The sequence below is a fragment of the Pedobacter sp. CAN_A7 genome, from assembly GCF_015752175.1.
GTDB lineage: Bacteria > Bacteroidota > Bacteroidia > Sphingobacteriales > Sphingobacteriaceae > Pedobacter.
On sequence record NZ_JADOUW010000004.1, the window covers coordinates 282,469 to 303,834 of the forward strand.

Genomic DNA, 21,366 nt, shown 5'->3' on the forward strand with positions numbered 1-21,366 from the left:
TTGCTTGGTGTTATTCAAAGATAACAGCTTTTGTTTCTGGATAGTCAAGTTTGTCGCTTTTCCGCTTGCCATTAACCACCACATGCATAATATTGGTCTGGTCGTTAAACAGGTCATACATCAGTGTATTATAGACCTCCAGTTTCTTTAAGGATTTTATAGGTGCGGATTCTACATAAACAATCACAGCCTCTCTGTCCTTTTCAAAACCTAGGTAATTTAAGGTTATGGCTTTGCCGTTGGCCTGGAACTTTAAATGCAAAGCGATGTACTTTTTGAGCAGCTCGTCCATGGCTTTATGTTTCGCCGGTGCCGAAAGATCCGTAGGGACCTTAAACTGCTTTTTCAGCGCATCTTCCAAATCATCGGTAAACAAACGGCAACTGATTTCCAAGGTCCCAGGTTTAGTGGTATAGTTGATATCCATGCTGCTTAAATGTAAAGGGTGCAGGATGGTCGTTTCGCCAAAACTTTCACGGCTGGTCATAAGAAGCGCCTTATTTTGCACGCGGGGGCTTGGCAGTACGCCCAGTAGGAAGTAACAAATTAATAGGGTTTGGCTAAAAAAGACTGTCATGAGGTCATTATACAAGGCTAATAAGCCGGATGTGGTTAATTATAAGCAATTGTTTAGTGTTTTACAAAAAATCGTTTTAAATTTAGCTATGCATTTCAAACCTTGCAGCATCTTTAACCGCATTTCATGAAGAAAATATTTACCCTGATTACCTTTTTTTGCGCCAGCATAGGTATAACGACCGCTCAAAACATTAGAAATAACCCCGACAGCAACCATGGTAATAAATTTGAACAATTAGGCACCATATTAACTACCCCTAACGAGCAAAGGACAGCAAGTGGTGCGCCAGGTGTGAAATATTGGCAACAACGCGCTGATTACGACATTAAATGTACGCTGGATGAGAAAAATATGCTGCTTACTGGTTCACAAACCGTAACCTATATCAATAATTCTCCCGATGTACTGACGTACATCTGGCTACAGCTTGACGAAAACGAACATAATAACATCAACAACGCCAACTACCAGTCGAGTACGAAAATGCCGAATATGGCGACCACCACTATGCTTGACAGGACGCAAGCGGAGTCTACCGACAAGGATAACGGACTTGGTATACAAATAAAGAAATTAACGGATGCGCAAGGTAAAGCTTTGCAATACACCATTAACAAAACAATGATGCGGGTGGAGATCCCGGCAAGTTTGAAATCTGGCGAGACTTTAGTTTTTAAAGTGGACTGGACTTATAAAATTGCCGACCGCATGGAATTTGGTGGTCGTGGTGGTTTTGAGTTTTTCCCGGAAGATGGCAATCACTTGTTTACCATGGCACAATGGTACCCGCGTTTATGCGTATACAGCGATTTTCAGGGTTGGCAGAACCACCAGTTTACAGGTCGTGGTGAATTTGCTTTGACCTTCGGAAACTTTAAAGTAGAGATGACTGTACCTGCGGATCACCTTGTTGGTTCAACGGGCGAATGTTTAAATTACGAAAAAGTGTTAACACCTGAACAAATGGCCAGGTATAACAAGGCGACTAAAGCAACTGAACCTATAGAGATTGTAACCTTAGCTGAAGCTAAAAAAGCAGAAAGCACGAAAAAGTCGGGTACTAAAACCTGGGTATTTCAAGCTAATGATGTGAGGGATTTTGCCTGGACGTCTTCCAGAAAATATGTTTGGGATGCCATGGCGCAACCTATAGAGGGAAAATCTGTGATGTGCATGAGTTTTTATCCTAAAGAAGCTTATGGTTTATACAGTAAGTTTTCGACAAAAGCCATTGCCCATACCATTAAAACCTATTCTGATTTCACCATCCCTTACACCTACCCGGTTGCACAAAGTGTGGAAGCGGCCAACGGTATGGAATACCCGATGATTTGTTTTAACTACGGCCGTACAGAAAAAGATGGTACATATAGTGAATCAACCAAAAACGGAATGATCGGTGTAATTATCCACGAAGTGGGTCACAACTTTTTCCCGATGATCGTGAATAGCGATGAGCGTCAATGGACCTGGATGGATGAGGGTTTAAACTCTTTTCTGGAATACCTGACGGAAGAACTTTGGGATAATAAATTCCCAACTAAAAAAGGTCCGGCTTATACCATTATCGATTACATGAAATTGCCGAAAGACCAGTTGGAGCCGGTGATGACGAATTCTGAAAACATTGTTCGTTTCGGTCCGAATGCTTATTCTAAACCAGCAACGGCCTTAAACATCCTTAGGGAAACGATTATGGGCCGCGAGCTGTTCGACTACGCTTTTAAAGAATATGCCAGGAGATGGGCTTTTAAACACCCTACCCCCGCCGACTTTTTCAGAACAATGGAAGATGCGAGTGGTGAAGATTTAGATTGGTTTTGGAGAGGCTGGTTTTACAGTACGGATGCTTGTGATATTGCTTTGGATTCGGTGAAATATGCCAAACCTGATGTAAATGCTAAATTACCACCAGCAAGAGAACGCCTGGTAGCGGTAGATAAACCAGCAGTAAATGCTTTTGAAGACATCTCCAAAATCAGGAACAAAGCGGATAAGTCGATTACCTTTTACACGGATGAAGACAAAAATACCAGGGATTTCTATTGGAGATATGCCCGCGGATTGGAAAAAGTAGATACCACCGCCCGCAAACAAGCCAGCAATATGCCAATTGAGCCTTTACCTGCGGCTGACCAAAAGAAATATGCAAACAAACACCTGTATGAGTTATCATTCAGCAATAAGGGTGGTTTAATTATGCCGGTGATTGTGGAGTTTACTTATGCCGACGGTTCGAAGAAACTTGACCGCATTCCTGCACAGATCTGGCGTTTAAACGAGAACAATGCTTCTAAACTTTATGTGGAAGACCAGGAAGTGGTTTCCATTAAATTGGATCCGATGCGCGAAACTGCGGATATCGATGAAACGAATAATACCTGGGGTGGCCAGGTGAAACCAAGCAAATTCCAGTTGTTTAAACAAAAATCTGGTGGTGCTGCAAGGGGACAATCTGTTGGTTTGAACCCAATGCAGGCCGGAAAGAAATAAAATAAGTTTTCGAAAGCAAACTTATCATACTGCTAAATAAAAAAGGTCCCGATTGATGTACAATCGGGACCTTTTTATATGTATATATATGTTTTGTTTACGCTATTCGTGTGTTTACGTAAGCGTTTATTTAATCATCTTTAATAAATAAGCACCATAACCACTTTTAACTAATGGTGTTGCAATAGCCCTTAACTGTTCTTTGTCAATAAAGCCCATGCGGTAAGCAACCTCTTCAATACATCCGATTTTCAAACCCTGACGCTCTTCAATGACCTCTACAAATTGTCCGGCTTGCATCAGCGATGCAAAAGTACCTGTATCTAACCAGGCAGTTCCCCTGCTCAATACGCCTACCTTCAGTTTCCCTTGTTCCAGGTAAACTTTGTTTACATCGGTAATCTCGTATTCTCCGCGTGGAGAAGCTTTAATGTTTTTGGCAATCTCTACGACACTATTGTCATAGAAATAAAGTCCTGGAACTGCATAGTCTGATTTAGGCTCCGTTGGTTTCTCTTCAATAGAGATGGCTTTGTTATTGGCATCAAATTCAACCACACCATAACGTTCAGGATCTGACACCTGGTAAGCGAATACCACACCGCCTTCTGGATCTGCACTGCTTTGCAATAAGCGCGACATGCCATCTCCATAAAAAATGTTGTCTCCTAATACCAAAGCTACTTTGTCATTGCCAATAAAATCAGCACCAATCACGAAGGCCTGGGCTAAACCATTTGGTTCTTCCTGTACAGCATAGCTAAACTTACAACCTAAGCGGCTTCCGTCGCCTAACAATTTCTCAAAGTTTGGCAAGTCATGAGGTGTTGAGATGATCAGGATTTCTTTAATCCCAGCCAACATTAATGTCGACAGCGGATAGTAAATCATCGGTTTATCATAAACCGGCATCATTTGTTTACTCATCACCAGGGTTAAAGGGTGCAACCTGGTGCCGCTTCCCCCTGCTAGTATAATTCCTTTCAAGTTATCTTATTTAGTTTTGGTTAATCGTTTCTACGCTGTAAAGATAGTATTGTTATGATGATGCGCCTAATCTTACGCTTTCTTCCAGCTCGGCATACCATTCTGCACCATATTTTCTAATCAGTGGTCCTTTCAGAAACTGGTACACCGGAACTTTCAGCTCCCGGCCAAATGTACAGGCATCGCTGCAAATGCTCCAGCGGTCGTAATTTAACACATCAAATTCTGGGTATTGGGTAATCCTGATCGGGTACAGGTGGCAGGATATAGGTTTTTGCCATTCTACCAGGCCTTGCTCATGTGCTTTTTCAATAGCACATTTCGTGATTCCGTTTTCAAAGGTCACATAAGCACATTCTTTATTGCCATCCACACAAGGTGTAGTTAAATCACCATCAGAATCTATGACCGAGGTGCCGTAAGCTTCAATGGCCTCAATGCCTCTTGGTGCCAGCATGTGTTTGATGGTCGGGTAAATGGCTTCCAGGATGGCTTTCTCCGCATGCTCCAATGGAGCACCAGAATCCCCCTCTACACAGCAGATGCCTTTACACTTATTCAAATTACACACAAAGTTCTCGCGGATTAAATCTTCATGAACTAAGGTGTTTTGTACTTCTATCATTTTAATTGTATTAATCAATTTTAGCCAATGGATATTTTAATCCGGCGGCTGAATTTATTTCCATGGTCACTGCGCCAACAAGTATCTCTACCTCGGCTTTTACAGGCACCCTGTTGCCATCATCAGTAATCCAGAGGTACAACCTGCTGTCTTTCCTGAAGATTCGTCCTGGCTGTATAGATGGACTGAATTTTAAACACCTGATGGTACCTAGTTTACTCTTCACCACTTCCTTTCCTACATATTCGATTTGCAGCTGCGAAATTTCATCGCCCAGGAAATAGTTCAACGCAAACTTGTCGCCGATTTTCATCTTTGAAATATCCAGGCTCCGCGCAAAATAATAGGCAGAAACCAAGTCGAAAGTCTGATTCGTTGGTCCGGTAAAAGTCCCCCTGTTCGAAACCACCTTACGTGTACTTTGTGTAAAACGTGCTTTATCCTGGCGGCGGTATTTGCCTTCGCGAATATTCTCCTGGTAAAAATAAGGGGTAAGCTGCGTTTTGTCGATATAGGAATCGTAATGGTCCCTGATTTTATAAAACACATCGAAGGAACCGGAAGTCCTGGCATCAACCGAGAGTTTATAGGTTGGTTTCCCGTCAAACTTCTGGTCTGAATTTGTTACCCTGATCGTTGCTTCGGCAGCAGTAATAAAACCGTATTTGAGTTTGTAAGTCAGCACTTCGCCGGCCTGAAATACAGGCTGCTTTTGAAAAGGTAAGTGCTGAGCGTAAGTAGTTAGGCTGGTCAGAAACGTAAAAAAAGCAAACAGATAGGTATATCTCATACAGGGGCTTTGCAAAAAGCTTTCCAATTATTAATCCTTACGTTTAAACACGGGAACTGTAGAGCAGGGTTCTCCATACATGATACTTTTTACAACGGGTGTAAGCAGGTTAGTCAGCTCTACATAAGCGGCTGTAGGCACGGCGATGTCCCCGCATCCTTTAATTACCACGCGTTCGTTGGCGTAAGCATTGATGTCTATTTTAGACAGGGCCTTGGTAAACAACACCGCTTCTAAAACTTCCAGGTTACCGAATACCACTTCATTGGCATGGGGTTTCATGCGGTTGGACAGTAACATGTACGCCCAGGTGGGAACAATGGCATCTGCAGAACAGATGACCGCTACGTTCTTACCGGCATATTGCGCCCAGTCGTGCGTTTTAATAAACTCCCTGAAATCTTTTTCCCTTAACATCAGTCCATGAAATAGATTCTCCTTGATATCATATACCAGGCGCTCTCCTGCTGGATAATATTCTTCCAGGTTTAGGGTAACCAAACCACTGGCGGCTACTTTATTAACAAAATTCTCCTGTATCTCCATGGTGCTAAAATAAAAAAACCGGAAGCAGCGTTGCTTCCGGTTACAAAATTACGTAAAATAAGATTAATAGAATTTCACCCTATTGTCTTTTATCTCGCTTTTATCAATTAATGCCTGGAATGCCGAACCTAAAGAACGTTGTGCTACAGACAATAACATGGTTTCTTTTTGCTTAAACACGTTTGCTAATGGTGCAGGTGCGCTGAATCCTTTTACACTGAATACATAAACACCTCTTTCGCCAGCTACCGGAGCAGAAACTTTAGCTACTGATGATCCGAAAACAGATCCAATCAGTTTGTTTTCCTGTCCAACACCTGGAACTACCGGGTTAGCAAATACAATGTTTTCTACTGGCACCACTGGTTTTGCTACTTTTTGTGCTACCTGGTTGATGTTTGCGGCACCTTGTACAGCACTGTTCATTTTCTCGGTCAGCATTTTAGCTTTAACAGCCTGGCGTACCATAGGCTCGATATCTTTTTTAACCACTTCTAAAGGCAATAATCCTTTAGGGCTGATTTGTGTTAAACGCGCTACCACAAAAGCATTGTCCATCGTGTAAACCTGTCCTAATACATCACCTGCTTCTGCTTCATAAGCGTCTTTGATGATTGGACGTGGATTATCTAATCCTGGTGCATAACCCTGGCTTCCTGCAACTTTATCAGCAATGGCTACCGTATAACCGTTTTTCTGTGCTATTGCAGCAAAGTTATCACCTTTAACCTGGCTAAGGAAAGTAGTTGCTTTTTTATAAGCTGCATCTTTAGTTTTGCTGCTTGGCGCTAAACTTTTCTCGATATAGGCCAGCTTCACCACTTTTGATGAACCAATTTGTTTTTCGATTTTAATCACATGAACACCGAATTGTGAACGTACCACTTTCAGGTCGCCAACGCTACCATTAAATGCTGCATTCTCAAACTCAGGAACCATTTGGCCACGACTGAACGTACCTAAATCGCCACCTTTATCTTTCGAACCGTCTACACTGTATTGTGCAGCTAAGGTTGCGAAACTTGCACCGTTTTGAATTAATGTTTTTAGGGAATCTGCTTGTTTCATTGCTTTATCAACACCACCTGCTCTGGCTGCGTCGATTAAGATGTGACTTGCTTTCACTGAATCTGGTGAAAAACGGGCGTCAACTACTTTAGCTAATTTGAAAGAGTTACCAGATAATACTGGTCCGTAGAAACTTCCTGCTGGTAAGTTAAATACTACTGAATCTACAGCAGGGTCTAATTGACCTTTAGAGATATAAGTATAAGGAACTTTTACGTCAGAATTGATGGCTGAAAACAAGGAGTCGTTTTTAGCAGTTTTGAAATCAGCAGCTAATTTAGTCACTTGTGCCTGAATTGCTGTAGTATCTGCTTTGGTTGGTTCTGCAGAGAAAGAAACATATTCGAATGTTCTGGTCTCCACCGGATTGTCAAAGCGTTTTTTGTTTTCGTTATAATAAGCTGTATAATCTGCATCTGTTAGTTTCAAAGTAGCGTCAGCGATCGAAGCATAATCTAAAGCCACATAATTGAAACTAGCCAATTTGTTTCTGTTGACATACTCGTCGTTTGCTTCTAATGAAGTTACATACACAGAGTTTTTAATCAGGTTACCGTATTTTTCTTGTAGGGCTTGTTTTTCCACTTCCAACTGCAATAAATCCCATTGTGCTTTTAGCTCTGGGTTTTTGCTTTGTTGTTTTAAACTGCTGATCACAGCAGCACGGTCTACCTGACCTGTTTGTGGGTTTCCGAAATATTGTACAATAAGCGGACTTGGGTTTTTACCTTGTAAAAGTTCGAACAGTTCATCGCTGGATACTGCTAAGCCTAAACGGCTGTATTCTTTACTTAATAATACACTGGCTACTTCACCGTTCCATACGTTTTCAACGGCCATGGCCTGCATCTGAGGGTTAGAACCACCTCCGTATTGTTGTTGTAATTGTGCCTGACTTTGTTCTACTTTTTTACCGAAATCTTCGATATCAATAGATTCACCGTCTATCGTTCCCACTACTCGTTGAGATTCAGCCCAGAATGGCTTACCTACGTTTATTGCGTCGCCCAACAAAAATGCAACAATTGCAAAACCGATAAAGCCAATAATGATGAAGCCTGCACGATTACGCAAAAATGTCATTAAACCCATAATATTCTTATTTAATTTTTTTAAGAGGGCGCAAGATACAACTTTTGCCAAAAAAAGAAAATTAAAAAGGCATTTGAATAAGTATTTATAAATTAAGGGAATAAGTGGTGCTACTTTCTCCTATTGATTGGTCAGATCGCCCTTGATATAGGTCTCCGCATAACCCTGTTCAAAGGTCGTGGTGCTGAAATCTTGTGGCGCTGAAAAGTTGATGGCATCCACAAAGGATCCATCGGGTCTTTTAACTAGCCCTTTTTGGGAAAAGAACATTTTTTTGTTTTGGTCCCAGGTCAGCTCTTCCGTGGTAAAGGTCATATTTTCCGTCACCACCACTACATTTTTACGGAAAATGGTCAGCTGTTCGGTCTCCTTCATGATCGCATACTCGGAAGTGATACTCCCGGTTTTCGTCTGCAGATCACCATAGAAGTCGACACTTACCCCTTTGGGCATTTCCTGATAGGTTTTTCCGTCTTTCGGACTCACCTTATCGAGTACCGGGGCAAATCCTTTGGCTTTTACTTTAGCCGAATCACTGTAAACCACTTCGACGCCCAAAGAGCGGTCGCGGGTAAAGGTGACTTTGCTGGCCGAGATGGCAGCAGCTTTTTTAAGGTCATCCTCATTACAGGATGACCACAATATCATTTGTGTTAAGCCCAGTATGACTATTATTCCATATCGAATACCGAGCCTGTTCATGTTAATCGAATCTGAACTTTCTGAACCATTTATCGTTAAGCGTGAAACCTAAGCTAAAGTTAACGAAGTTTTCCTGCAACAAACCGTTAGAAGTGTTTCCTCTTTTACCAATTTCTGTGGTGAAGTTTAGTTTGTAGAACGATAAACCGCTCATGGCACGTGCCAATGGAATACCAAATCCGAAGGTTACTGCCATTTGTTTAACATCCTGTTGGTTTAGTTGAACATAGGTTTTGTCGTACGTAAAGCCTAAACGGTAATCTACACGTTTGAAATAGTTGTTGATGGAGTTGATATCAGGCGTGATTTGTGTACCGATAGAGAATCCTTCAGTATCCTGCAGGTCCATGTTCTCGCCACCAATACTGGCTTCAGACCATTTTCCCATGCGGTAATCGGCACCAATTAACCATTTGTTATCACGTTGGATGGTGAAACCAAAGTTATGAATTAAGGGTAACTTCAGGTTGGCAGAAGCGCCTTCATTGTTAATCAGGGTATCTAAGGCTGCATTTTCTTCCCCTACAGTATTTCTTGTGTACTGCGTAACCACCGACGACTGGGTAGATGATACGGTGGAAGCAGATGATCCGGAGTAACCTAAGATCAGGGATGTTTTGCTGTTTAATGGAATATCATATTGTAAACCATAAGAAAAGCTGAACCCACCGATGCTGTTTTTATTCTGCATGCGGGAGTTAATGGAGTTACTTGCTAATGAATCTGGAACAACCAGCTCTGTGGAACGGGAGTTTTGCAGGTTACCAAACAGGTATTCTGCATTGGCACCAATTTTCAGGTGTTTACCGAAACGGTAACCGTAACCAATAAAACCTTTGTTTAATCCACCCTCGCCACTGTAAATATAATCAGCATCCTGCGCCGTAGAATTGGCACCGTTGCTTAACGTCACACGGTTGGTAAAGGAGTAACCTAAGTCTGTGTATGGAACCACACCGAAACTTAAGGCCGATCTGGAAGATACCGGAATACCAATTAATAAATGGCTCAGGGTTCCATTAAAACTTTTCTCTGAAGTAGATCCGTTGTCTAAAGTAGTTAAACTACCGTTTATACCGATATCGACAGTGGTCAGGTTAATGCCTGGATAAGAAGCCGGATTGTGCATGTTTACATTGCTGTAGCCACTTGGCTTATATACACCGGTAGAGATTCCACCCATCGCTCTTAACTGGGGCGTAACAACGCCTCTAATATTTCCAACACCAAATTTACTGTAAGGCGATTGTGTGGTAACCTGTGCCTTTACGTTCATGCTGATCAGCACAACCATAACGCCAGTGATATAACTAATTCTTTTGTACATATTCAAATGCAATGACTTCATTTAATCCTTTTAATACTAAGTATGGTTCGTGAATGACCTGCCCTGCAAATTTATACCCTTTTAATTGATTCAGAAAAAAGGGTGCGTCGCCTCCGGTGATCAGCACTTTTATTTTATTGTTATTCGTATACGGCCTGTTTATAAAACCTGCCACCTCATATACTGCACCTTGCAGCACACCTTGCTGTATGGCCGTAAAGGTATTTACTCCTTCTGGTATTGCGGCATCTGCACCTGGCTTTTCTACCAATGGCAACCTTTCGGTATAATGGTTTAACGCCTGGAACCGCATCTGCAGTCCTAAACTAATACAACCTCCATCATAACCAGCATCGCCCTGTAAAAGATCATAAGTAATGCAGGTACCTGCATCGATGATAAAACAAGCTTCTCCCGGGTACAACCGATAGGCGGCAATTACCTTTGCCCAGCGGTCTAAACCTAATGTATCAGGCGTTTTATAGTTGTTTTTAATCCCCGGATTGATGTGGGTAGAAAATTCAATATACCGGCTATGGGCCCTCAGCAGTTCTTTTACTTCAACTTCTTCTTCATTTACACTGGAAATCGTAGCCCCTTCAATGGGGTAAGCTACCAGCAAGTCCGCTATCCTGCGGGGATCAAGTTTTGGCACTGATTCGAAAGAAACCAGCGTTCTGGATTTAAAAACAGCGATTTTACTGTTTGTATTTCCAACATCTATAACCAGGTTATGCATGGCCTACAGCTACAAACTTCATGGCACAAAGCTATTAATCTTTAGCAAGTTTCAAGGGATCAATTTGTTAAAAAAAGTTAAACGAATAAAAAGCACTGGATCGTGATGACCAGGATGAGGAATAAACTTTCGTAAAACCAACGCTTTGTGGCATTTGAAAAATAATAGGCCAGCAGTACAGCCCCCGGGGGAACGCACAATAAAAAGTGATATAATCGAAAGCCTGGCTTGGCATAACAGCTGATAACCGCCAGCAGAAACATAAAAAATAAGGCCTGAAAGGCTTTTCTGGTGCTGATAAAACTTCTGAAGAAGTTATTCCTTAATTGTATCATCGCCAAAACCATCATAATGGATACCGGTACCAACACCAGGTAATCGTTATAGTTGATTTTGAAAACCATAGGGAACTTATTGGTGAGCGGAAGCCAAATGCGGTAAAAAATACTAATCTGGTCCTGCCAGTAATAATAGACGGCCAGGAAAAAGAACACCATCGCAAAACCCACCAATCCAGAAAACCACTCCCGCCAGTTAAACGATCGGTACAACAACAGACACAGCCAGATCAGCAGCATCATGGCGATAAAAGGAAAATAAATGAGGGAGCCAATGGCAATGATCATCCCGATGTCGAACATGAGCATAATGGCATGTGGTGATTTTCCGATTTTCAGGATCTTATCCATGACCAGGATCAGCAGGAAATTACACATCAGTACCGGGCTGAGGACTAAAAAGGGTAAAAATAAGCTGGCTCCGGTAATGTATAACAAGGCGGGCAGGTAACCATGTTTGTTGAGTAAACCGTGGTTATTGACTACCCGGTTAAAGATGAGGGCTTGCAGGTAGACGATTAAACTGGCACAGAACACATTTAAAGTGGGGCTAATCACACTTTCGGCGATGGGGATGGAGAAAAAAAGCTTCGCATAGGGCTCCACAAACTCGAAGTTTAACATCGGAGGCATGTCCACGAAAATCGCAATCCGCATAAAAAAAGTATAGGCGAATAAATAAAGGAGGTTAATGGGGTTTAGCGTTCTGAATTGATTTATCATGCCGGTTTAAGAACTCAAAGTAAAGGAAATTATCTGGCAAAGCGACTCACAACTTCATCAATAACCGTAGCGGTGTCATCAGGGAAGTCAAATTCGTATTCCTGGGGGTTCTCGATCCAGCTTTTCAAAATGGGCAGCCAGTTTTTATTACTCCCCCAGATGACCGGAAAACCGAGTTGTTTTAAGGCATAGGCATTACATTGCTGCTCATATTGGTAACGCATGGGCATGACCAATAGCTTTTTGCCCAGAAAAAGTGCTTCGGCAGGGCCCTCAAAACCGCCACCAGTAAATAATCCGGTGCAACTGGCCAGGCTCTGGTTAAATTCGTAATGATTCACTGGCGAAACGTCCACATTTTTTGCGCGGTATTTGAATTGGCAGTGTTTGGAAAACACCTTCCACTGCACCTGTGGCAATTGCTGTAATAAAGGCACCAGCAGGCGGTCGTCAATGGCCGGCAAATAAACGGTATAATGCCCGTCATTACTCACAATCAGGTTTCTGATTTCTGAACGGATAACCGGGGTATTGATAAAATGATCGTATTTACGGAAGTGGAAACCCACATAATGGGTGGCCGGGGCATAGTATTTCATGACCAGCTGTGCCCAGTCGATACTTTTTGGCTTAGGAACTTTCTGCGATTGGAAAGCCGCCTGGTGACTTAAACCAACACTTTCTAAACCCTGCAGTTTGCAGGCCCAGGCGGTGACAGGCTCAAAATCGTTAATAATCAGGTTGTAGTCTTTCAATGGAATCTTCCGCATGTCGGTGGCGAAACGCGGAAGATTCATCGTTTTAAAAGTTTCCCAATGGTGTACACCGCCTTTTTTTCCAAAGATGAAACTGAATCCATGCAATTGGTATTTTACAGGCTGTATAAGCTTGACGTCACTTTGAGTGCCGCTGATCAGTAAATCTACCGTTCCATGTTGCTGGAGCAAGGGAACAATTTCCCTTGCACGGCTGATGTGGCCGTTACCGGTTCCCTGAATCGCATAAAGAATTCTCAATGTCTCCGTTTAAGCAGTTTTTTTTCTCTTGTTATCGCTGTAAAAAGCAAAACCTAAAGCTGCCACCAATAGTAACGATCCTGCAAGTGAAATCTTTTCTCCTGTATAGTAAGAAGTAGGCTCAAACTTAAATTCTACGGTATGGTTACCTGCTTCCAGCTGTGCTGCACGCAACACATAATTGGCACGGAAATATGGTTTTTTGACTTTATCTACATACATGTTCCAGCCTTTATCATAATAGATTTCTGAGAATACGGCAATCACGTCACTTGGTGCGCTATACGAGTACACCAGGTGATCTGGGTGGTAACTTTCCAGTTTAATCATGGCATTAGGGCCACCTGAAGTAATTTTCTTTTCTTCGATTAAACTTTTGTAACGCTCATCAACGATGGCTTCTTTTTTAGGGTCAAAGCTGCTGATGGCTTTCATTTCTTCATCGGCATCTTTTGCATATTGCACACTTTGAACAATCCAGGCATTACCCGCAGCGGTAGGATTTCTTTGCATTTTATAAGAACCGTTCTGCTGGTCCTGGGTAATCAGGTATTTGGTGTTCAGCATGTCCAGTACGTCCTGGTTGATGCTTTTTGAAAACTGGTGGTCAATCAGCTCCTGGTAACGTTTCAGTTTAGCTGCATGGTAACCCCCAATGGTTTTATGAAACTGTGAGGCGCTAGCATCCTGGAAGGTAGAGATGGTTAAGTCTAATACCCTGAAGTTTGGATCCTGGTCTGCAGTAATAAAGGTATCTACATCTCTTGGTTGGAAATGGTTTTTAAGGTCTACTTTGTTGGCAAAGTTGGCGTTGTTTAAATAACGACGGTCCACTTGCCACATATCGATCAATACCGCAAAACCTAACAAGATTACAGCCAGCGACAGGTTCATTTTTTTGGTCACATAAGCCCAGATTAAGGCATACGCAACGGCAATAAATAAGAAGGAACGAATAGCATCTGCACGTGCCAGACCAGCACGGTCGGCAATCAGCGCATTACCAATTTTCATTGCTTCGCCACGGTTGTTTTGCAGCATTTGCGTTAAGGCATCGATCATTAAACCATGATTCGATGTGGTAAAGCTGAAAAACACGGTTGGCATGATGGCCACTAATAAAGAGAAACCACCGGTGATACCCGCAGCAATGCTTAGTTTTTTTACCAGTACTTTCTGATCATAAGTACCTTCTATAGCTTCTTTAACCGCTAAAATAGCTAATAAGGGAACCAATAAACCAACAACAGCGATAATGGATTCTACTGCCCTGAATTTATTGTATAATGGGAAATAATCGAAAAACAGATCGGAGATTAAAGGGAAGTTGCTGCCGAATGACAGGAACATAAATAAAATACTGGTACCCAGGATCCACCATTTGAGGCGGCTGCGTACGATCATCAGTCCGAATACAAATAGGAAACACACGATGGCGCCAAAGTAATAAGGACCTGATGTGAAAGGTTTACCACCCCAGTATTGTTGCAAGCCGATTTGTCCGGCCAGTTGCTGGATGGCTTGTGTAGGATCGCCACCGGTAAGGGTTGCTAATGATTTATAGGTTTCGCTTTCTGGATTGGCTAAAGCATCAATACCGCTGGCACCACCATATAAGTTAGGAATTAAAAAGGTGAAACTTTCGCCAACACCCTGGCTCCAGCCGTAAGCATATTCTTTGGTTAAGCCTGAGTTTTCTTCAGCTTTGTTAGTAGCGGTTAAATTAGATTTACCACGGTTTGATTCTAAGCCGTACTCATATGTTGTCCAAAGTGTACTGGTGTTCACCATTAAGGCCAGTACTGCACCCATAGCCAGAAAGCCAATGCCTTTGCCATAAGCCTGCAAACGACCTTCTTTATAGGCGGAGTAAGTTTCTATACCGATGTAAATTAACAGGGCAAGAAACAGGTAATAGGTCATCTGGATATGGTTGGAACGAATTTCCAAAGCCATAAATAAAGCAAACAAACTACCGCCGAGCCAGTATTTTCCGCGCAGCGACAGGATGACCGAAGCAATGATCGGTGCAAAAAATGCAATGGCCATGGCCTTATTGCTATGCCCTGCGGCAATGATGATAAAATTATAAGAGGTGAATGCAAAGGCGATGGCGCCAGCGGCGGCCAGGTAGGGTTTAACCTTTAATACGCTAAATAACAGGTAGGCCCCTAAAAGGTATATCAAGACCACATCAACAGGATCTGGCAATACGGTTTTAATCAGGGAGATGACATGTGTTGCCCCATTCATTGGGTATTGTACCCAAATCTGGTAGGCGGGCATACCGCCAAACATCTGGTTCGTCCAAAGTGGCCCTTTACCATCTTTGGCTTTGTAATCCATAATCTCTTTTTGCATGGCTTTAGCCTGCAATACGTCACTTTGCGCCGGCCCTTTGCCTTGTATTACAGGGCTGAAGTAAGCAAAACAGATAATTACGAAAAATCCGATGATGGCTAAGTGTGTGCCATTTCTTTTGAACCAAGTATTCATTAAGGGTTATTTAATATAAAACTAACCCCAAAAATATAAAAATGAAGGAAATAAGCGCTGTTTAAAGAAGAATTAAATATTTTATTATTTTAATTCTTCATATTCCACGAAATCACCCAATTTATCGGCATTGCCTTTCTTAGGTTGTGGTGGCATATATTCAATAGAGATTGCCCCTTCTTGTTTAGGATTTGCCTGGTAGGCCGGGCCACGGCCTGCGGCTGCGCCTCCACTTGCTTGTCGCTGCATTTTGCCAAAGATACTTTTGAGTACCATTGGAAAAACCAGTCTTAATATGATTCTGATTACCCATATCACAAAAATGGTAATCATGATAAATTTCAATAAACCCATGCTTTTAACTTAATATGTTTACAAATATGACGGTTTCCGCCTTTAATTATTACGTGGAGCGTGAGATTATTGCAATCAACTTACATAAACTTATTAATTTTCCAACAATGCCCGTGCCATTGATCCTGCTTAAATCAATGTGTTTACTCTTCAATCACCTGTGCTACACGCCCTACTTGTCCGTCTTCCAGCCTCACCTTAATTCCCCTGGAATGGAATGCGGAAGAAGTGAGCAAATTTGCCACCACGCCCCTGGTCAGGTTCCCACTTCGCTGGTCTTTTTTTAAGATAATATCAACCAATACACCTGGATAGATGTCTTTTCTATTCTTACCGTCCATTATTTTATGCTACTTATTTAAATCTTTCTTCAAATACTTTTTCCATCGCAAACATCTCATCCCTTAACCTTGCAGCCATCAGAAAGTCCATGTCTTTTGCCGCTTTGGCCATGTCCTTGCGGGTTTTGTCGATCGACTTCTGCATTTCGGCCTTGGTCATGTATTGTACCACGGGATCTGCCGCCAGACTTACCTCATCTACTTCCACATAGGCTTTTGCACGGGTGGCATTTTCTGAGAAATCTAACATGGCTGATTGTTCCATGATCGCTTCCCTGCTTTTACCCACTGTTTTTGGCGTAATGCCATGTTCCAGGTTATAGGCAATTTGCCTCTCGCGCCTGCTATTGGTTACTTCAATGGTTTTGGCCATCGAGTCGGTGATGTTATCGGCATACATGATTACCCGGCCCCTGTCGTTCCTGGCCGCGCGGCCAATGGTTTGCACCAGGGAGCGCTCGGAACGTAGAAAACCTTCTTTATCGGCATCCAGAATAGCTACGAGTGATACCTCCGGTAAATCCAACCCTTCTCTTAACAAGTTGATTCCTATGAGTACATCAAACACACCTAAACGTAAATCTCTTAATATTTCTACCCGGTCTAAAGTTTTCACCTCCGAGTGGATATAACGGCATTTGATGTTTAACCTGTCCATATATTTGGTCAGCTCTTCTGCCATGCGTTTGGTTAATGTGGTGACCAGTATACGGTCGCCCAGTTTGATGGTTTTATCAATTTCGTCCAATAAATCATCAACCTGGTTAATTGCCGGGCGGATTTCAATGACAGGATCTAATAAACCCGTAGGCCGGATGACCTGTTCAATGATAATCCCTTCTGATTTTTGTAACTCGTAGTCGGCCGGCGTTGCACTTACATATACCGTTTGTGGTGCCAGTCGTTCAAATTCTTCAAAATTCAGCGGACGGTTGTCCAGTGCAGAGGGCAGTCGGAAACCATATTCTACCAGCGCCATTTTACGGGAACGGTCACCTCCATACATCGCCCTGATTTGTGGAACCGTTACATGGCTCTCATCGATCACCATCAGGTAATCGTCTGGAAAATAATCCAGCAAACAGAAGGGACGCATGCCCGGTGTACGGCCGTCAAAAAAGCGGGAGTAGTTCTCGATACCGGAACAGTAACCGAGTTCTTTCATCATCTCGATATCAAAGTTTACCCTTTCTTCCAGGCGTTTGGCTTCCAGTAAATGGCGGTCGCCCAGTAACTGGTTTTTACGGATTTCCAATTCTTCCTGTATGCCCCAGATGGAGGAGGCGAACCTGTCCTTGGGGGTCACAAATAAATTGGCCGGGTAAATGGCCATATCTTCTAATTTCTCAATAGTTTTTCCGGTAACCGGATCGATCACACTTAATTCTTCAATGTCATCGCCAAAGAAAGATACCCGGTAAGCATTATCCAGGTAAGCGGGAAATATATCTACCGTATCGCCTTTTACCCTAAAGGTTCCTCTTTTAAAATCATTAATGGTGCGGGCATATAAAATCTCCACCAGACTGTGCAGAAAGGAATTTCTTGATATTTTAGTGCCCACTGCAAAGCGAAATACGGAACGGGAGAAATCTTCGGGGTTTCCCATACCGTAGATGCAGGAAATGGAAGAAACAACGATGACGTCTCTCCTGCCCGACATTAATGCCGAGGTGGTACGTAAACGTAACTTCTCAATCTCTTCGTTAATGCTTAAATCCTTCTCGATATAGGTATTACTGCTGGGCATATAAGCCTCGGGCTGGTAATAATCATAATAGGAAACAAAATAATTGACCGCATTTTCTGGGAAGAACTGTTTAAATTCTCCGTAAAGCTGGGCAGCTAATGTTTTGTTGTGACTCAGAATAAGGGTTGGCTTTTGTGTCTGTTCGATCACATTGGCCATGGTAAAGGTTTTACCCGATCCTGTAACCCCTAGTAAGGTTTGATAGTGCTCTTGATTGTTTACCCCCTCTACCAGTTGTTGAATGGCATTCGGCTGATCGCCGGTAGGTTTGTAATCGGAGACGAGTTTAAATTTCATCTAGTTCCTTTTAGTAATCTTCACCATAAAAAATATCTATAACTCCAAAGATAAGGAAATCTGATTACCTAAATGTGATGTTATTATCCTATTTTTATGGGCATCATGAAGCTACTTGTCTATGTACCCCTTCTCACACCCCGGATAAAGTACATCTTCAACTTTATCTTCCATGATATCCTGAGAACGGAGATCGGGTTCTGCTCCAATCTGCAGGAATTTAAAAGCTCCAATCTTCCTAAAATCAGCTATTGCAACCAGGCTGTAGGCGATGAAATTCATTTTAGAAATGCCGATCTGCTACTGGGGCACAACATTACACGTACCACCTTTAAAACGACCGCTTTTGGTGATACCATAGTGCCTTTTGCAGTAAACGCAGGCGCCTTACCGTTTGATCCTTTTGCGGCATCTTTTTACTTCATTAGCCGTTACGAAGAATATATCCACTATCATGCGGATGCCGACGGCCATTACCCTGCAGAACTCAGTCTGCAAAGTCGCCTAAAACTCTTACAGATTCCGGTCATTGATGTTTGGGCAATGATCTTAAAAAACATCCTGCTTAAAAAATACCCCCAGCTGTTCTTTGGTAAAAAGAACTTTAATTTTGTACCCATTACCTGCATGTTTCCGGGTTCTAAGACCCCCGCCAGTCTGCTCAAATCTGTGCGGCAACTGGTGAGGACCGTACAAACGGTATTGAAACGTAATGAAGTGGAAGTGATTCAAAGTGCCGAGGTCTATGAGTTCCTGAAAAATGAGCAGGATAAATACCAGTTAGACGGCTTGTTTTTTTACCAGCCCGCCAAAGCACAAGATGGTGAAGTGGATGGACAGGCAGATTTACCTAACAGTTATTTGCAATTGCTTAAAATGGGCACCCGGAACGATTACCGCATGGGCTATAAAAATAACCCGGGTTTTAGGGCCGGTACCTGTACGCCTTTTTTGTGGTACGATTTGCAACTGGAGAAAATAACGCACCTGATGGTTCACCCGATTGCGATCAACGACTTAAGCATGACCGCCGATAAAATGAATCGTGCTGATTTTGTGCTGAACAAATGGAAGAACATGGTGGACATGGTAAAATTGATGAATGGTCATTTTTATGTAGTGTGGCACCAGGATACGCTAAGCCAACCCGGCAAAGGCAAATATGCAAGGAAGCTCTACTCAGAAATGTTAAGCAATTTTTTATCTTTACCAAATGATCTTCGACCTAAGTAAAACAAATTCTATTGCTAATGTATTTGTCTCTGAGCTCAGAGATGAAAACATCCAGAAAGATGCCATGCGCTTTCGCAAGAACCTGGAAAGACTGGGCGAATTTTTTGCTTATGAAATCAGCAAAACCTTAACCTACAAAGATTGTGACACCCAAACTCCTTTAGGCATTGCCAAGTGTAAAGTGCTGAATGATCAGCCGGTTTTAGCCACCATTATGCGTGCCGGTTTACCTATGCACAAAGGTTTGCTGAATGTATTTGACCAGGCGGAAAGTGCTTTTGTAAGTGCCTTTCGCAAGTCTAACAATACCGGCGGTTTTAACATACAGATTGAACACATCTCTACCCCCGACCTTACGGAAAAAGTTTTGATCATGGCCGACCCTATGCTGGCGACCGGCTTAAGCATGGTGTTGTGCTGCAAAGAACTGATCCACCGTTTTCCGGTAAAGGAATTACATATTGTGGTGGCCATTGCCAGTACCGAGGGCATACGCCATGTAAGGGCTAATTTACCGAAAGCCAAAATCTGGGTTGGCGCCATAGACGAGGAGATGACCAGCAAATCATATATTGTACCCGGTTTAGGCGATGCCGGCGATTTAGCTTACGGCAGTAAATTATAACCATGATTAAACATATTTTTTTCGACCTGGATCATACCATCTGGGATTTTGACCGCAATGCACAGGAAACGCTGATGGAGCTTTTTGAGCATTACAACCTCCCTTCACTAGGGCTGGATTCTCCGCAAAACTTTATTCAAACCTATACCGAAAATAACCACCAACTCTGGGCAGAGTACCACCTGGGGAAAATTACCAAGGAGCATTTACGATCAGAGCGTTTTAGCAAGACCTTTAAGGAACTTGGTGTAGAACCTGATCTGGTGCCGCTGGCTTTTGAGGAAGACTATGTGAGGATCAGTCCGACGAAGACCAATCTGTTTGAAGGATCAGAAAAAGTATTGGCTTACCTGCAACAGAAATACACCCTGCACATTATCTCTAATGGCTTTAAGGAAACCACCTTAACGAAAATGAATCTTTCCAATTTAAATCCTTATTTTGAGCATGTGATCATTTCTGAAGATGTGGGCGTGAATAAGCCAGATCCGGCAGTATTTACCTACGCTTTAAATAAGGCTGGGGCGACGAAGGAGGAAAGTATTATGATTGGCGACAGCCTGGAAGCGGATATACGTGGCGCGCAGGATTTTGGTATGCGGGCTATTTTCTTTAATCCACTTAACCGCGATAAACCTGCAGACGTGAAACAGCAAATTGTACACCTGGAAGAGTTGATGCTGCTATTTTAGCATTTGTTATAAAACAGAGATTATGGGTAATCATAAAGATTTTTATTCGCTTCAGCGGGTGATTGAAGCTTACCGCAGTAAACTGCATGTGCTGCCGGAAACTCGCTTTGCCCAGACACCACCGATTGGCGGCTGGTCGGCCAGTGAAGTGTATGCCCATATTTTTGATGCCAGTCTTTTATCCTTAAAAGCGCTGAATGAATGCCTGGAAGGCCGTGGTGCCAACCGCCCTACCCCTTTCCTCACCAAAGTAATCTTGTTTTTTGGGGCTTTCCCGCCGGGTGTACGGTTTAAAACACCGAAAATATTAGATGGCCGGGTAAAAGTGATTAGCAAAACGGAGGCTGCGGAACTGATCAGGCAGTTTACGGAAGAGCTGGAACTGATGCGCGTAAAAATTGCCAGGGCCAATCCCAATGTAAAAAGTAAACACCCGCGTTTAGGCTACCTGAACGCCAGGCAGTGGTTACGCTTTATCGGAATTCACCTCAGGCACCACCTGAAACAATTAAATCGGGTGGAGAAGAGCTTTTAATTTTACATCTTTGCGTT

Annotated in this window: 20 protein-coding genes; 5 read left to right on the forward strand and 15 right to left on the reverse strand. The window is 42.7% G+C overall.

Annotated elements, in window-relative coordinates; genetic code table 11:
• Positions 1-10: 10 nt before the first annotated feature.
• Positions 11-487 (reverse strand): DUF6702 family protein, encoded by a 477-nt coding sequence (locus tag IWX76_RS15985; RefSeq protein ID WP_196861029.1) that lies wholly within the window; start codon positions 485-487, stop codon positions 11-13.
• 216 nt (positions 488-703) lie between these two features.
• On the opposite strand from IWX76_RS15985, the gene IWX76_RS15990 reads away from it, so the two are divergent.
• Positions 704-3,073: a M1 family metallopeptidase gene (locus IWX76_RS15990; protein ID WP_196861030.1), complete on the forward strand. Its 2,370-nt coding sequence runs from the start codon at positions 704-706 to the stop codon at positions 3,071-3,073.
• A 126-nt stretch (positions 3,074-3,199) separates the two neighbouring features.
• On the opposite strand, the gene rfbA is transcribed toward IWX76_RS15990, so the two are convergent.
• From rfbA to uvrB, 14 genes are all read right to left on the reverse strand, one after another.
• Positions 3,200-4,060, reverse strand: coding sequence for a glucose-1-phosphate thymidylyltransferase RfbA (gene rfbA, locus IWX76_RS15995; RefSeq protein WP_196861031.1), 861 nt, complete (start codon positions 4,058-4,060; stop codon positions 3,200-3,202).
• Between the two features lie 52 nt (positions 4,061-4,112).
• A complete protein-coding gene (locus IWX76_RS16000) occupies positions 4,113-4,685 on the reverse strand; it encodes a DUF3109 family protein (RefSeq protein WP_196861032.1) in 573 nt (190 codons plus the stop codon).
• A gap of 10 nt (positions 4,686-4,695) precedes the next feature.
• Positions 4,696-5,475, reverse strand: a complete 780-nt coding sequence (locus IWX76_RS16005; RefSeq protein ID WP_196861033.1) for a DUF3108 domain-containing protein — start codon at positions 5,473-5,475, stop codon at positions 4,696-4,698.
• A gap of 30 nt (positions 5,476-5,505) precedes the next feature.
• Positions 5,506-6,021 carry a DUF2480 family protein gene (locus IWX76_RS16010; protein ID WP_196861034.1) on the reverse strand — a complete coding sequence of 172 codons (516 nt, stop codon included), beginning with the start codon at positions 6,019-6,021 and terminating at the stop codon, positions 5,506-5,508.
• Between the two features lie 63 nt (positions 6,022-6,084).
• Complete coding sequence (locus IWX76_RS16015; protein ID WP_196861035.1) at positions 6,085-8,181, reverse strand: peptidylprolyl isomerase; 2,097 nt, start codon at positions 8,179-8,181, stop codon at positions 6,085-6,087.
• Positions 8,182-8,301: 120 nt separating this feature from the next.
• The gene (gene lptC / locus IWX76_RS16020; RefSeq protein ID WP_196861036.1) at positions 8,302-8,829 is read right to left on the reverse strand and encodes an LPS export ABC transporter periplasmic protein LptC; all 528 of its coding nucleotides are present in this window, start codon (positions 8,827-8,829) and stop codon (positions 8,302-8,304) included.
• Between the two features lie 55 nt (positions 8,830-8,884).
• Positions 8,885-10,231 carry a hypothetical protein gene (locus IWX76_RS16025; RefSeq protein ID WP_334642089.1) on the reverse strand — a complete coding sequence of 449 codons (1,347 nt, stop codon included), beginning with the start codon at positions 10,229-10,231 and terminating at the stop codon, positions 8,885-8,887.
• Entirely contained in the window at positions 10,194-10,949 is a 756-nt protein-coding gene (locus IWX76_RS16030) for a type III pantothenate kinase (protein WP_196861037.1), read from the reverse strand. The genes IWX76_RS16025 and IWX76_RS16030 overlap by 38 nt, the downstream gene beginning before the upstream one ends.
• 77 nt (positions 10,950-11,026) lie before the next feature.
• Complete coding sequence (locus IWX76_RS16035; RefSeq protein ID WP_196861038.1) at positions 11,027-12,010, reverse strand: DUF6427 family protein; 984 nt, start codon at positions 12,008-12,010, stop codon at positions 11,027-11,029.
• A gap of 29 nt (positions 12,011-12,039) precedes the next feature.
• Positions 12,040-13,026 carry a glycosyltransferase family protein gene (locus tag IWX76_RS16040; RefSeq protein WP_196861039.1) on the reverse strand — a complete coding sequence of 329 codons (987 nt, stop codon included), beginning with the start codon at positions 13,024-13,026 and terminating at the stop codon, positions 12,040-12,042.
• Positions 13,027-13,035: 9 nt separating this feature from the next.
• Positions 13,036-15,522, reverse strand: a complete 2,487-nt coding sequence (locus IWX76_RS16045) for a hypothetical protein (protein WP_196861040.1) — start codon at positions 15,520-15,522, stop codon at positions 13,036-13,038.
• A gap of 84 nt (positions 15,523-15,606) precedes the next feature.
• Positions 15,607-15,876: a DUF4834 family protein gene (locus IWX76_RS16050; RefSeq protein WP_196861041.1), complete on the reverse strand. Its 270-nt coding sequence runs from the start codon at positions 15,874-15,876 to the stop codon at positions 15,607-15,609.
• 143 nt (positions 15,877-16,019) lie between these two features.
• The gene (locus IWX76_RS16055; protein WP_196861042.1) at positions 16,020-16,217 is read right to left on the reverse strand and encodes a YwbE family protein; all 198 of its coding nucleotides are present in this window, start codon (positions 16,215-16,217) and stop codon (positions 16,020-16,022) included.
• 13 nt (positions 16,218-16,230) lie between these two features.
• Positions 16,231-18,264 carry an excinuclease ABC subunit UvrB gene (uvrB, locus tag IWX76_RS16060; protein WP_196861043.1) on the reverse strand — a complete coding sequence of 678 codons (2,034 nt, stop codon included), beginning with the start codon at positions 18,262-18,264 and terminating at the stop codon, positions 16,231-16,233.
• A 105-nt stretch (positions 18,265-18,369) separates the two neighbouring features.
• On the opposite strand from uvrB, the gene IWX76_RS16065 reads away from it, so the two are divergent.
• The 4 genes from IWX76_RS16065 to IWX76_RS16080 are packed head-to-tail and all read left to right on the forward strand — an operon-like array spanning position 18,370 to position 21,349.
• Positions 18,370-19,497: a DUF7033 domain-containing protein gene (locus IWX76_RS16065; protein WP_196861044.1), complete on the forward strand. Its 1,128-nt coding sequence runs from the start codon at positions 18,370-18,372 to the stop codon at positions 19,495-19,497.
• On the forward strand, positions 19,478-20,122 hold the full coding sequence (gene upp / locus IWX76_RS16070; protein WP_196861045.1) for a uracil phosphoribosyltransferase: 645 nt from the start codon (positions 19,478-19,480) through the stop codon (positions 20,120-20,122). The genes IWX76_RS16065 and upp overlap by 20 nt, the downstream gene beginning before the upstream one ends.
• Before the next feature lie 2 nt (positions 20,123-20,124).
• Positions 20,125-20,814, forward strand: coding sequence for a YjjG family noncanonical pyrimidine nucleotidase (locus tag IWX76_RS16075; RefSeq protein ID WP_196861046.1), 690 nt, complete (start codon positions 20,125-20,127; stop codon positions 20,812-20,814).
• Between the two features lie 22 nt (positions 20,815-20,836).
• Complete coding sequence (locus tag IWX76_RS16080) at positions 20,837-21,349, forward strand: DinB family protein (protein ID WP_196861047.1); 513 nt, start codon at positions 20,837-20,839, stop codon at positions 21,347-21,349.
• Positions 21,350-21,366 lie beyond the last annotated feature (17 nt).

Excerpts from the sequence above, each read along its gene's own strand:
- IWX76_RS15985 (WP_196861029.1), bottom strand. The coding sequence starts at position 487 with ATGACCAGCCGTGAAAGTTTTGGCGAAACGACCATCCTGCACCCTTTA.
- IWX76_RS15990 (WP_196861030.1), top strand. The coding sequence starts at position 704 with ATGAAGAAAATATTTACCCTGATTACCTTTTTTTGCGCCAGCATAGGT.
- IWX76_RS16000 (WP_196861032.1), bottom strand. The coding sequence starts at position 4,685 with ATGATAGAAGTACAAAACACCTTAGTTCATGAAGATTTAATCCGCGAG.
- IWX76_RS16005 (WP_196861033.1), bottom strand. The coding sequence starts at position 5,475 with ATGAGATATACCTATCTGTTTGCTTTTTTTACGTTTCTGACCAGCCTA.
- IWX76_RS16010 (WP_196861034.1), bottom strand. The coding sequence starts at position 6,021 with ATGGAGATACAGGAGAATTTTGTTAATAAAGTAGCCGCCAGTGGTTTG.
- IWX76_RS16015 (WP_196861035.1), bottom strand. The coding sequence starts at position 8,181 with ATGGGTTTAATGACATTTTTGCGTAATCGTGCAGGCTTCATCATTATT.
- lptC (WP_196861036.1), bottom strand. The coding sequence starts at position 8,829 with ATGATATTGTGGTCATCCTGTAATGAGGATGACCTTAAAAAAGCTGCT.
- IWX76_RS16025 (WP_334642089.1), bottom strand. The coding sequence starts at position 10,231 with ATGAAGTCATTGCATTTGAATATGTACAAAAGAATTAGTTATATCACT.
- IWX76_RS16030 (WP_196861037.1), bottom strand. The coding sequence starts at position 10,949 with ATGCATAACCTGGTTATAGATGTTGGAAATACAAACAGTAAAATCGCT.
- IWX76_RS16035 (WP_196861038.1), bottom strand. The coding sequence starts at position 12,010 with ATGATAAATCAATTCAGAACGCTAAACCCCATTAACCTCCTTTATTTA.
- IWX76_RS16045 (WP_196861040.1), bottom strand. The coding sequence starts at position 15,522 with ATGAATACTTGGTTCAAAAGAAATGGCACACACTTAGCCATCATCGGA.
- IWX76_RS16050 (WP_196861041.1), bottom strand. The coding sequence starts at position 15,876 with ATGGGTTTATTGAAATTTATCATGATTACCATTTTTGTGATATGGGTA.
- IWX76_RS16055 (WP_196861042.1), bottom strand. The coding sequence starts at position 16,217 with ATGGACGGTAAGAATAGAAAAGACATCTATCCAGGTGTATTGGTTGAT.
- uvrB (WP_196861043.1), bottom strand. The coding sequence starts at position 18,264 with ATGAAATTTAAACTCGTCTCCGATTACAAACCTACCGGCGATCAGCCG.
- IWX76_RS16065 (WP_196861044.1), top strand. The coding sequence starts at position 18,370 with ATGAAGCTACTTGTCTATGTACCCCTTCTCACACCCCGGATAAAGTAC.
- upp (WP_196861045.1), top strand. The coding sequence starts at position 19,478 with ATGATCTTCGACCTAAGTAAAACAAATTCTATTGCTAATGTATTTGTC.
- IWX76_RS16075 (WP_196861046.1), top strand. The coding sequence starts at position 20,125 with ATGATTAAACATATTTTTTTCGACCTGGATCATACCATCTGGGATTTT.
- IWX76_RS16080 (WP_196861047.1), top strand. The coding sequence starts at position 20,837 with ATGGGTAATCATAAAGATTTTTATTCGCTTCAGCGGGTGATTGAAGCT.